This window comes from Aetokthonos hydrillicola CCALA 1050 (assembly GCF_017591665.1).
GTDB lineage: Bacteria > Cyanobacteriota > Cyanobacteriia > Cyanobacteriales > Nostocaceae > Aetokthonos > Aetokthonos hydrillicola.
The window spans coordinates 1-13,354 of record NZ_JAAKGC010000126.1; the positions used below are offsets into that span (position 1 = coordinate 1).

Here is a 13,354-nt window from a genome sequence, read left to right on the forward strand (position 1 = left end):
TGCTGAGGTCGCCGTTGACGATGGAACTAGCTAGTTGATTTTGAGTGTCGACATAGTAGGAGTTTGCGTTGACAGAAACCACATAGGTTGTATTAGCCTGAATAACAACTGGTACACTGAGAGCCTGCTCCTGCCAGCCAGAAGCTGTCTCGTTAGTAAAAGCAACGCTTCCAAGGAGAGTTCCTCCTGCCGTCCAGATCTTGCCAGTGTGAGTTCCTGTCTCACTAGCTGCTTTCCAAAAGCGAATTGAGGTAATCTGCCCTCCTCTAGCACTTTTGAATTTCATTCCTAATTCATAAGAAACCCCATCAGTCAAATTTGGAATGCTTGGGACTTGAGTCGTGAATATCTTTTGGCTGGTCACTGGGGGGTTTGCAGTAGCAGTAAAAGTTACGCTACCTATTCCGGTTACCGTAGCACTGACAGTATTAGTCACAGGACTGGTTGCCCCAGCAGCAGTTCCTAGTGTTAAAGTAGTATTAGCTTGACCACTAGCATTAGTTACTGCACTTGTGGGTGAGACTGACCCCCCGCCAGCGGTAACGGCAAAGTTCACAGTCGTCCCAGATTGAGGATTACCAGCAGCATCTTTAACTTGAACAACCAAGGGGTTAGGTAAGGTAGTTCCGGCATTACCAGTCTGATTGTCGCCACTAGCTTTTGTAATGGTCGCAACGGCAGCAACAGAGAAATCAATATCGCGATAGTAGTTAGTATTCTTGTAGGAATTAGTTGGAAATTGTCCTGGAGTCCCACTAAACAGCCCATTATTACCGTCTGCCACTGAACTGAGAGTTCCATTGGTTATAGCGCTAGCTAGTTGATTATCGGTGTAGACGTAATAAGCATTTACGTTGACGGAGACCACATAGGTCGTATTAGCCTGAATACTAAGCGGCGTACTGAGAGTCTGATCCTGCCAACCAGAAGCGGTCTCGTTAGTAAAAGTAACGCTTGCTAGGAGAGTTCCTGTTGCTGACCAAATCTTGCCGGTATGAGTTCCTGTTTCGCTAGCTGCTTTCCAGAAACGAATGCCAGAAACTTGCCCTGCTGAGGTGGTGCGGAATTTCATTCCTAATTCATAAGGAACGTTATCGGTGAAATTTGCAACACTTGGGGCTTGATTAGTAAAAAGGGTAGTCATTATTCAGTTGGATTTATGCAATTGAGCCAAAGTAATTCATCTAACTTTCTGCCGGAACTTAAACAAAAATTAACTGTAAATAAAGCCTATTTATGCTTTATTTGCAGCAAACGTATCACGATTGAGAGTCAACTAATTGAAAAGACATAGCTGTTCTAAACGCTTGTAAAACTTTAGTGAAAGTTTTCAAAGACTTGTTTGCACAACTAGATTTTAATTTGATGGCATCCCAATCAACTACTTGCACCTGATATCTTTTAAGAGTAGGAATTACCAATTGATACCATATGTTATTTTCCTACTTCTATAATTAAGATTAATACTTTCTCTATAACCATAAATGTCAATTTCCAAATTAAAGAGTAACCTTAGACTAAGCTTAAAATACGCAATTATTTCGTACAATACTTTTTTAAATTTGTAATTTCTTCTTCAAGAACCTGGAGACGATTTAGTAAATCAGACTTACTTAAACCTAAAGTGCTTTTTACGGACTTAATGACATTTGAAGCTGCTGTTTTTTCTCCCTTATCCCACTGCACTTCCCAAATTCTTAGAACGCCATCACCTGTAAGAACGTCGACATAACCTTTTGATTTCGATCTGGCAATAATTCGACCAGGAACGCGTCCTACATAAGTAGGAGGATCATCCACTGGCTTTGCTTGCCAAATTATTAATTTTTTTCCCTGAAAGTAGGTGTAAGCGCCAGGGAAAGGAAATACTAACGCTCGAATAAAACAGTCTATTTTTCTCGTAGATTCTGACCAATTAATTTCACCATCATCTGGTAAGCGAGTACAACAATAAGTAGCTTTAGAGCTATCTTGTGGTATTCCTTCACAGCCATCGAAGGCTTTAACAAGCGTTTTTCCTAGGTGTTCACGCTGAATTTCGTTGAGATTGTGATATAAATCAGCTACTGTAGCCTCAGAGGAAATTGGAATCAATTGTTGAAATAAAATATTTCCCTCATCCAACTCCGGAGAAATTCTATGAATAGTGATTGCTGCAAAACGTTCATCATTGATCATTGCCCAGTTGACGTTAGCACGCCCTCGATACTGAGGTAAAGGTGAATAATGAACATTGATAAAAGTACACAATTCAATTATTTCTGGTGTTAAAATTTTGTTATAAGAGGAAACTACTACATAGTCTGGCTTTAATTGTAAAATTAAATCTTTAATTTGTTGTTGTGAAACTTCTGTAAAAATAGGAATACCGCTCTGTTTTGCTAAGATAATTATTGGGTCATCTGTGTAAGATTCAACATCTATATTTCTCACTATTCCTTGGATATTACAATTAGAAATTAAAGATTCCAAGGCAGTTAAAGTTGTTATACCTAGACCGATTAAGAGTACATTAATCATTTAGCTACCTAGATTGTAACAAAGGACTGATTGCATAAGGTAAGAGACTTTAAAGAATGAATTCAAAACATGTTTTTTGAGATAGCACCGAAACCTTAAAATAGTGCGTTACCGCTCTACCTAACACACCATAGAATACTTAATTTTTTTCATAAATCAGATGGGATTCCTATGGCAGAATCTGTCAGGATAGAAATCTTAAAAGTTTACAGCAGTTGTACAAATTCTAGAGAATCTTGATTTAACTCGGAAAATTGTTGTCGCCAAATAACTTCAGCCGCTTTAAAGCCTCCTGTTTGCAGTCGAATGATGGGTTCTGGCCCCACTCCTGATGGCAAAATAGCCATATGTCCCGGTTTTGGCTCTATTTCTGGGTATACAGGTATGTTATGTGATAAAAACGTAGAACGGTCAATATCGCCCCAGTATTGAGCTACTACACACCCTGGCCAATACTTGGCGATCGCGATTATATCTTGAGCGGATAATACAGGCTCTTGTCGTGGTTGCAGAGCGACTACAACAGCATCGTAGATTTTGTCTGTAGAGGCTACCGTAAGACTTTCTACCGTGTCTACAGTTGCACCGGCGTTTATTAATCCACGTTGTATAAATGAACTAAAAGGGTTATCACACAATAGCAAGATGTTACTTGTATAAATAGCAATACCAGCATCTAGTAAGAGCTTAATTGCCATGATACCTAGAAACGAAAAAACATCCACTCCTGGATGCCGTTCATTGACCCCTGCAACTTGGATACCTCGTTGACGACAGACATTAAGATCCACATCTTGGGATCTAAATTCCCACGCCTCATACATCAAGCCAATAACTACTGTTGGTTTCATCCACTTAATCATCTGTTCATCAATAGGACGCACGTGTCCGCTATTGGTGATAATGTCTGCTTGGGCAACGATAGTTTTGGTTTTTTCTTGGCGAAATTCGATGCGATCGCTCACCCCTGCAATCTCTGCTAGCTGTTGTGTCCGCTTTATCACAGATTCTGCAGTACCGTAACGGCTACTACGGGTAAGTGCGAACACTTTTTCAGCCCCTGCCATAGCTGCCAGTACAGGCGTAACGATGTATGCTCCTGTAGCAGCTTCTGTCAGTATAATTAGACTGTCAAGTTGGAGGTTGCAGCGTTTAATTGACTGCTCCATAAGGATGACAAGACGTTGGGAGTTTAAACCAGGAGGGATATCGTTCATTACACCGTCACTCCCTGAAGAGTGCTTGTGAGAGTTTCAGCGATGCTATAAATTTGGTCTGTTGTTAGTTCAGCATACATTGGCAGTGAAAGTTCTTCCCTAGCTGCTAGTTCTGAATGAGGAAAATCGCCAAATTTATAGTCTAAATCTAAGTAAGCAGCTTGTAAGTGTACTGGAATAGGGTAGTGAATACCTGTTTGAATTCCCTGTGCATTAAGCTGCTGTTGCAATCTTTCCCGTTGAGAAGTACGTACTGCATAGACATGGTACACATGGTAACTGTAGCACATCACAGTGGGAGTCGTTACTCCCGAATTTGCTAATAAGCGATCATATGCTGCTGCGTGTGTCCTGCGTGCTTCCGTCCATTTATCTAAATAGCGTAACTTTAGCCTCAAAATTGCTCCTTGTACCCCATCCATGCGGTAGTTATAACCTTTTAGAGCATGATGGTACTTGCTTTCTTGTCCCCAATCGCGCAACATACGTATTGTTTTTGCATACTCAGGATTATTTGTGACGATTGCACCACCTTCTCCATAGGCACCTAAATTTTTACCTGGGTAAAAGCTGAAACATCCAATATCGCCAATACTACCTACGCGCCGTCCTTGATATTCTGCCCGGTGCGCCTGTGCTGCATCTTCAATAACAGTTAAACCATAGCGACGAGAAATTTCTAAAATTGGATCCATATCTGCTGGTTGACCGTACAAATGCACGGGCAGAATGGCTTTAGTTTTCTCGCTAATGGCTTGTTCAATTTTAGTTACATCGATGGTGTAGGAAACTGGGTCAATATCTACAAATATGGGTGTCGCGCCAGTATAAACAATAGCTGCAACACTTGCAACAAAAGTGAAAGGTGTTGTAATAACTTCGTCACCAGGACAGACGCCCGCTGCTAACAGAGCCAAATGTAATGCACTAGTTCCTGTATTTAAAGCTACACTGTAATCGGCACTGCAATATTGCGCAAACTCTTGCTCGAAAGCTGCTACCTCACTCCCTAGGACAAATTGGGTACTTTCCAAAACCTTGAGGACAGCAGAGTCAATTTCCTCTTTAATGCTCAAATACTGAGCCTTAAGATCTACAAACGGAATCATGCTGCTACCCCTACTTTATCAAGTTCAATTAATCTGCCCTGCGTTCTCATCGACTCCGTAGCTGCTTCCAAAATTTTCACTACCTGGAATCCTGCTTGCCCATCAGTAATAGGGCGCTTGCCTTTTTCAATACACTCAATAAAGTGTAATCCTTCTGTCCGCAGTGCTTCTGTCATATCCAGTTGGGGTGACCACATATCACCTGTGCGGTACCCAATGAGCATTTGATAAACTTTCTCGGCAGAATTATTGCCATTGACTGTAATGCCCTTGTCGTAAACTTTAACTTTTTCGCTAGGCTCCAAGTCATTGTAAACAATCATTCGCTGACTCCCGCCAATCAACGTACGGCGTACCTTTACTGGTGCTAACCAGTTGACATGAATGTGAGCAATTAAGTTACCCTCAAAAAACAGAGTCAAATAGGCAATATTTTCTGGTTCTCCAACAACATGACTCATTCCTGTAGCGGAAACGGCATAAGGTTGAGACGGCAATATATAGTTCATAATTGAAAGGTCATGAACTGCCAAATCCCAAATTACATTGACATCATGCTGGAAAAGTCCTAAGTTAACGCGTACAGAATCATAGTAGTAAATATTACCTATTGCATTTGTTACTACTAAATCTCTCATTTTACGTATCGCACCTGTATAGACAAACGTATGATCTACCATCAGTACTAGGTTACGTTTTTCTGCCTCTTCAATTAACCGAATAGCTTGTTCTGAGGAGACAGTCATAGGCTTCTCGACCAGTACATGCTTACCAGCCTGTAAAGCAGCTAAAGCCAAGTCAAAGTGGGTAGATACTGGCGTAGCGATCACCACAGCATTAATCTTGGGATCTGTAAATATGTCTCGGCAATTTGTTGTTACCTGAATAGTAGGATATCGAGCTTGTGCTTTTGTCAACAATTCTGGTTTTAAATCGCTAATAATCGTTACTTGTACTTGTGGGATTTCAGCAAAATTTCTGACTATGTTAGGACCCCAGTAACCATAGCCAATTATACCTATATTGATATTTGTCATCGTCTCTTATTTAATCAGGGAATACTGTCTACCAACTACCAATTGATAATGTTCTGTTAGTTTCAGCAATCAATGCCATTAACGTTATGTCAATGAGAGTTTACCTCTAATTCATGAATATTTATTTCTGCTGGAAATATCTAATAAAAATTTTTGTGCTTACCGAGAATGCAATGCTATTAGCTACTTAGCTGCAACCACTAGTACCGCTTCGCGAAAGTCACTCATTCAAAAGTCAAAAGTCAAAAGTGTTATAAATCAAGGCTTTTGGCTATTTGAAATGGTCTACTTATTTCTGCCGCGCTGTACTAGTTACTATTCTTGGGGATGACGCGCAAGTACGTACATCGCCAATTATGCGAGCAGGTACTCCCGCGACAATTGCATTGTCAGGAACATCAGAAGTTACTACAGATCCAGCACCAACTATAGCTTTTTCTCCAACTGTCACTCCTGGAAGGATCGTAGCGTTACTACCAATTGAAGCGCAGCCTTTAACGTACGTCTTGACTACGTCCCAGTCAGCATCAGTTTTCAAGCTACCAACTTCATTGGTTGCCCGTGGATAAAGGTCATTAGTAAACATAACTCCATGACCAATAAAAACTTCATCTTCAAGAACGACGCCTTCACACAAAAAACTATGTGACGAGATTTTACAACGACTGCCTACCGTAACATTTTTCTGTATTTCAACAAAAGTACCTATTTTGGTATCATCGCCAATCTTACAACCATAAAGGTTTACCAGATCAGAATGAAAAATTTTCACATTTTTTCCCAAATGGACATCATTACTTACTGGCATAATTTCTCTATGAATAAAAATCCTAAAAAACTTTAGTGATGTTTTCTCAGTTTAAATAACTGTCCAAGTAGCATCTTCTAAATAAGTACATTCATCCAGTTGATATGGGTAATCTGGTCGCTCAAGGCTGAGCATTGAAACCTCAAACGAACAAATTTCTCTTAAATTCTCAAGTAAAGTGTCAGTACTGCGGACACTAAACCACGTTGTTAACGTATACGAACCCATGTATAGCCTATATTTTGGTACCTCACACCGAATAACGAATTTTCCTGACTCCTGACAGAATCGAGCTTTGTCAGCATCAAAGAAATAGAACATACAAATAGGTTGTTGTAGGCTACTAACAACTTGGAAGGAGAAACGTAAGCTTTGGTGAGGTTGATCAATGTGCATAGCAAACTCAAACATAATTGGTTTGCCCCAATCGTGAACTCCACCCCCTTCAGATGTGTGAACCCGTGACCAAGCTACATGGTTGCCAGTTTTGTTTGCAGGGGCTTGATAATAAGCCGGTGGATTGAAATCATCTTTTTGCCTAGCCAGATATAATTGCACAGCTTCGCTAGTATTACCATCGAACTGAAGATTACCTTTGGAAAGGAGTATGCAACGTTTAGTCAGTTGAGCAATAGCTTGCATACTATGGCTGACAAACAAAACTGTCCGTCCTTCCTTGGTTGCCACATCCCCCATTTTCCCCAAGCACTTCTTTTGAAATGCGGCATCACCAACTGCCAACACTTCATCAACAACCAAAATTTCAGGCTCCAAGTAGGCGGCAACGGCAAAAGCAAGGCGCACGTACATGCCAGAAGAATAGCGCTTGACCGGCGTATCTAAAAACTTCTCAATTTCCGCAAAGGTAACAATTTCGTCGAATTTCTTCTTAATTTCGCCTCTACTCATCCCTAGAACAGAACCGTTGAGGTAAATGTTCTCTCGCCCCGTTAATTCTGGATGAAATCCAGTTCCTACCTCTAATAGGCTTGCCACCCGCCCTTTGATAACAATTCGTCCGTTCGTTGGTTCGGTGATTCTGCTGAGGACTTTTAAGAGCGTTGATTTCCCTGCACCGTTTCGTCCAATAATACCAACGGCTTCACCCTGTTTAATCTCAAAAGAAACGGCATTTAATGCCCAAAATTCCTCAAGAGAAGGATCGGGTCTGTTTTTATTTGAGCGTTTGATCAAACTTTTTGTTAAGGATTTAGCTCCGTCAGCAATAACATCACGCAAAGCCTTATACTTGTAGCGGCTAGAGCTACTACTCTGATGGCTGATGATATATCTTTTGCTCAAATTTTCTACCCGAACTACGCTATCGGACATTTACCCATATCCTCCTTAAATTACGTTTGCAAATGTCCGTTCTATCGATGAGTAAGGCGATTTAAATCCCTTTACTCATTTAGTCCGGAAAGAAGGGCAGGCTTAATTACCCAACTAGAAGCATGAAACTTAAACGAGTAACCAAGAACTTTAGCTTTCTCTCTGAAAAGACCCTGGACACTCTATAATCGGATCTGGTCTAAATCCCCATCCAATTGATTCTGAGTTTCGAATTATGACTCCTTAATCAGGATGTTTTCTCTCACAGTTTTTGGGACAAAATTCACTTCATAGGTAAATTGATAAGTCCTTTACCAAATCAAACCCTCCGCAAGGAAAGTTCAGCTAATCTGCTCTTAATTTACAGGATTTTAATCCTTGATGAGGTTGAAAATATTCATCACTTTAATTTAATGCTTTACGTTTTTGGTTACACGTTCTCTGTCGTTCGGCCTCCTCCATCATTTCAATTGCAAAGAAAAGAGTAGAAGGTTACGTTGGACAGACTGAGATCATAAAGACCATCGAAGCCCGTATCCCAAAATTGACCTAGCAGTATTTAGTTAAAGTAATGAGTCTCGATTTTATATTTTTCTTGATGGTTAAGTCTTGTTTTTGGTCTGTACTTCAGTCTTTGCGCCTATGAGTGACTTGTAAGTAGGGAGCAGGGCGAGCAAGACACTTACATGCATGGCGGTGAAAATTTTTTTATCGGGACTGCCTTTTTCAATTTCACTTCTAAATTTAATAAACATATGTGAGGAACTTGTGAGGAATTTAATTTAAACTTGTTGGTAAGTGAGCGATTACGCAAAAGCGCAGTGACCTAAACTCACATCTTGTACCTGGAAATACATCTGTAGTTTTATTACTCAGTATTTAACCACAAACTTTGATTTAGCGATAAAAAGAAATAAAAATCAGGTATCCTTATCGCGCATCTTTTTACATTATCCGGTTTTATACGGAGAGTTTCAATACCTGAGTAAACCATATCTTGGCTCTTGTCAGATTTTGATACTGCTGGCGATTTTTTCACGGTCAGACCTCCTAGAATGATAATAGTAACCAGATCTGCTTTCAGTAGTAACCCCATTCACCACCATTCCTAAAACGCGCGATCGCGCTTGTTCTAACATTGTCTTTGCAGTTTTTGCAACGGATGAGTGTAGCACTCCGGGACGTACAACTAGCAATATCCCATCTGCCATCTTGCTCAATATCAAAGCATCACCAAACAAACTCAGTGCCGGAGTGTCAATAATTACACAGTCATAGCTTTCAATTGCTTCTTGTATCAATAAAGACATGCGCTGCGAGTCTAGTAGTGCTGCCACATTAGGTGGAATTGTCCCAACGGTTAGCACGTTCAAGTTAACTAATACTTCTTGGGTAGTGCGAGAAAACTCTGCTTGACCGACTAAAACATTACTCAATCCTACTAAGTTGGGTAATTTCCAGATTGCTTGTTGGCAAGAATGACGCATATCCCCATCTATCAATAGCACCCGACGTCCCATATGTGCTTTAGCTACTGCCAGGTTAGCTGCTACAAATGATCTGCCTTCACCTGGAGTTGAACTAACCACGGCAATTACTCTCAGCTGTTTATCAAAAACGGTAAAATCCAAGTTGGTCTGAAGCATCTCAAAGGCTGAATTGGCTGTTGAGTAAAGATTGTCTCTTACTGGCAGTTCTACTAAAGACTCTGCGTCACTGCTTTTAGATTTTTGACCAAACTGAGGAATTGTACCGAGCAAGGAATAACCAAATAGCTGTTGAACTCGCTCAATAGTTTTCAGGGATCGATCCATAGCTTCCAACATTAAAGCTATCCCCACACCTAGGAAAAATCCCAACAATCCACCGAGCGCGAGATGGGGTTTAATTTTTGAGGCGGCTTTGTTGGGAACTATAGCCTCAGATACAACCCGTGCATTACCAATATTTTGATTTACTACTACTTCCACTTCTTGCGATCGCTTCAGCAGTTCTTCATAAGTTCCTCGTGCTACTTGCAACTGTCGCTCTAGCTGTTGCTGTTTTTCTTGCAGTTTGGGTAAGACACCCAACCGTTGTTGGGAGATTGTGTATGCATCCTGTAAAACCTTAATTCGATTGGCTAGTGCTGAGCGTTCCACATCCGACTGTACCAACTGAGCAGTTAGAGTTTGCTTGAGTTCCCCCATCTGTAAATTTTGCGTTGGTACAGATTTTTCTATGCCCCCATTTTCTGAAACTCGTGTCGCTAACTGTTTTTTCAGAGATGTTGCTTTTGCCATCAAATTAACGATCACTGGATGTTCATTTGTATAGAGAGTCTGTGCCACCGTTAACTCGTTTTGGGTCTTCTGATATTGTGTTAATACCTCCTGCACAGCTTTTGATTGACTTAAATTGCCCGTATCCACAGCTTGCTGCGAATTCAATTTCAATTGACGTTGTAGAAGTTGTGAGCGAGTCTCGGCATCTACCAAATTTGATTGAGCTTGAGTTATCTGACCAGATAACTCGTTAAGCCTTTCCACACTTGTGGCAGCTTCTTGGTCTAAGGCAACTACTTTGCTTTGTTCTTTAAACTGACGCAAAGCTGCCTCTGCTCTAACTACCCTTGCCTCTACTTGAGGCAATTGGTTGCTCAAAAATCTACTCGCTGCTCTTGCTTGGGCTTGATTGACGCTAATATTGTTCACCAGGTAATATTTCATTACCGAATTCACAACATCTGCCGCTTCTTTTGGATCCCTACTAGTGTAAGAAACGGACAGTATATCCGTACCCCGGACACTTTTAACCTTGAGTTTTGTGAGAAGCTGACCTATTTCCATAGGTATTCCTTTGTTATCTGTCAAGCTCAGGGTAGTAATGGTATTCTTAATTATCGGACTTGAGCGAATTATTTCCGCTTCTGTATCTAATGGGTTGTTTTGTTGAGTCACACTGCTCAATTCCACAACTTGTTGCGAGGGATTTGTCAGCGAAGAAACGCGATCAGTTTTATTAAAAAGCAGCTTACCTTCCGCTTCATAAATGGGCTTTTGTCTAAAAGCAAGTAAAGCTGATAGTCCGAAAACTGAACCAGTTACGACTACTATTAACACCCAACGCCTTTTCAGAATCAGCAAGTATTGCTGCAAATCTAAGGTATCTTGGTTTTCTTGGTTAGACGACATGGTATCTGTTGCAAAATTTACCTGAAGGACTTACCAGTCGCATTGTCTGGAACTAGGAAACGGGTTGCTAACCCTACATCGCGGAGTGCGTATACATTCAGCTATTTCAAAGAGCAGCTTTCCTTACGCTTGGTAAACAGATTTCTGCCGATAAGTACCTAATGCTGTGAATCCAACATACAGAGACGCTGACAATTGTTATTGCCTGCCACCGCCTTTTGACAAGCAGCCAGTATTGTTGTAAATCGCAGAATTTTTCTTGGTCTTTTTCTTACTGATTAGAATCCATCAACCTGATAATACCTGATTGTAAAAGTCCCATGAGCTAATAACAGCGTCAGCACACACGCAATATGGTTATCATGCAACTATGCTGCAAATTAGCTGATTTATGATACCAAATCAGATAGAGAGTGGTGTCAGAGAGTATCTGAATTTATACCACTAGTACAGATCTGCGGAAATAAAGTTGATATCCTAAACCGTTAAAGAACTAGACTAAAGTTGATATCCTAAACCGTTAAAGAACTAGACTAAAGTTGATATCCTAAACCGTTAAAGAACTAGACTAAAGTTGATATCCTAAACCGTTAAAGAACTAAACTAATGAGAATTCTTTTTACAAAGAGGTAAAGGTTTAAAGCCTCACTCCTTGTGGGCGAGCTAGTTTCCCCTGCTCCTTATCATTTTTGCTTTATTGTACAGCCCTATTTACTTTATCGTACTAGCCCTAGTAGTTCTTTTGCTTGGAGCACTTCAGCTTTCAATAATGAGGCCACTATGTTTAATGGTACTCAAATTTAATCGCACTCAAATAACCTTAGAGTGATACAGTGTATTCCGCAACCCGACATAGTAAAACTTCACAATATCTTGATAAAACAAAGCAGTTTGTATTTTTTTTGTAAAACGTAAAATAAAGAAGAATTTTTTTCCATATAAACGATTAAATGGGAGAAGATTCTACTGAATAAGATCCACAACCTGATAATAAAAATACTAGTTGAGCGGATTTCAGCCGAAAACACAAACTGCATCCGTGATTTCAACAGGTTACGAGCATCCCAAGTTTAATAAGGTTAGTGTGAGGATATTGCTTGCTTGCCACTCCAGCTGAGCAATATATTCGCATGAATAACAATCATATCCCTGTTCTGTCACTCTCCGAGAGGGCGATCACTAGAAGCCTCATTAGGCGATTGATTCAAGCTATCCTATTATAAAAAAATGGATGTTGTATTTGTTACTACAAAAAAGCTGGCGATCGCTTCGTATACAAAAGCTCTAGGAATCAGAAATGGTAAATGTTTTCGGAAAGCGACAGAAGAGGGATATAGCAATCCTAAATGAGTTGTAAACTTCCTGGCTTAGGGAGAGACTGGGAACGGAGAATAGGGAAGAGAAAAAATAGATAGATAAGTATACATAGGTATGCTTGTTTTTTTTCACAAATGATTTAGGACTGTTATGAGCCTAAAGATTTGGGATATTCTCAACACGTCTGTCTGTGTTCAAGTATTACTTACGATGACACGCCCGGTACGAACAATTACCAAAATGAATAATGTCTACACAAACTTTTTGGAACATCTCAGCAAGCTCTAAGATACCGAAAGTCCGCAGCCTCCCCGTCTTGCTTTTAGTAAGTGACATTTCTTCCTTAGTCGTCTGTTTAGAGTTTGGCTTTTGGCTACGTAGCAGCAAACTACTCAACGAGTTTAATCTGATTGTGTGTGGATTAATCTTGCTGATTGTGTCGGTTTTTTATTTGGCAGACACATACAAACCAGATAGCCAAATTGCGGGTTTGCGAGTTCCAGCTCGGATCATACTATGTAACGCTTTTGTAGCTGGAGTTAGTGCTGCGTTAATTTACTTGTCCGGTGCTTGGAGACACAACCCTTTTTTGTGGCGGAGTGTTTTGTTACCAAGTCTAGGAATATTTACTATCTGGGTGGTGATATCGCGCTTATGGGCAGCTCGTTGGGTGAGATCGCAAGCCCAGCAAAGTCGCTGGCTAGTCTTAGGTGCAGGAGACAGTACTGTCAAATTTGTCAGAGATTTTCTGAAACTCAATCCCTTAGGGCGGTTGGTTGTTCTGGCTGAAAACCTTGAAAATATCACTCAATTACCAAAGAGTAGTATCAATGGAATGGGT

Annotated in this window: 8 protein-coding genes and 1 pseudogene; 1 reads left to right on the top strand and 8 read right to left on the bottom strand. The window is 40.5% G+C overall.

Translation table 11 applies throughout. The features are described 5' to 3' along the window. The 8 genes from G4P69_RS32405 to G4P69_RS32440 form a co-directional block, all read right to left on the bottom strand. Positions 1–1,144, bottom strand: a 1,144-nt coding sequence (locus G4P69_RS32405) for a DUF4082 domain-containing protein (protein WP_208353883.1), incomplete at its 3' end; no start/stop codon positions are given. A gap of 392 nt (positions 1,145–1,536) precedes the next feature. Further along, a complete protein-coding gene (locus G4P69_RS32410; protein ID WP_208339997.1) occupies positions 1,537–2,520 on the bottom strand; it encodes a methionyl-tRNA formyltransferase in 984 nt (327 codons plus the stop codon). 206 nt (positions 2,521–2,726) lie between these two features. Then, positions 2,727–3,737 carry a hypothetical protein gene (locus G4P69_RS32415; protein ID WP_208339996.1) on the bottom strand — a complete coding sequence of 337 codons (1,011 nt, stop codon included), beginning with the start codon at positions 3,735–3,737 and terminating at the stop codon, positions 2,727–2,729. After that, a complete protein-coding gene (locus G4P69_RS32420; protein ID WP_208339995.1) occupies positions 3,737–4,846 on the bottom strand; it encodes a DegT/DnrJ/EryC1/StrS family aminotransferase in 1,110 nt (369 codons plus the stop codon). Before G4P69_RS32420 ends, G4P69_RS32415 begins: the two co-directional genes overlap by 1 nt. Beyond that, positions 4,843–5,883: a Gfo/Idh/MocA family protein gene (locus G4P69_RS32425; RefSeq protein ID WP_208339994.1), complete on the bottom strand. Its 1,041-nt coding sequence runs from the start codon at positions 5,881–5,883 to the stop codon at positions 4,843–4,845. Before G4P69_RS32425 ends, G4P69_RS32420 begins: the two co-directional genes overlap by 4 nt. 289 nt (positions 5,884–6,172) lie before the next feature. Continuing rightward, positions 6,173–6,691, bottom strand: a complete 519-nt coding sequence (locus tag G4P69_RS32430; protein WP_208339993.1) for an acyltransferase — start codon at positions 6,689–6,691, stop codon at positions 6,173–6,175. A gap of 51 nt (positions 6,692–6,742) precedes the next feature. Continuing rightward, entirely contained in the window at positions 6,743–8,023 is a 1,281-nt protein-coding gene (locus G4P69_RS32435; protein ID WP_208339992.1) for an ABC transporter ATP-binding protein, read from the bottom strand. Between the two features lie 1,007 nt (positions 8,024–9,030). Then, positions 9,031–11,196, bottom strand: coding sequence for a GumC family protein (locus tag G4P69_RS32440; protein ID WP_208339991.1), 2,166 nt, complete (start codon positions 11,194–11,196; stop codon positions 9,031–9,033). A 1,564-nt stretch (positions 11,197–12,760) separates the two neighbouring features. On the opposite strand from G4P69_RS32440, the pseudogene G4P69_RS32445 reads away from it, so the two are divergent. Further along, positions 12,761–13,354: pseudogene (locus G4P69_RS32445) on the top strand (sugar transferase); the annotation flags it as partial.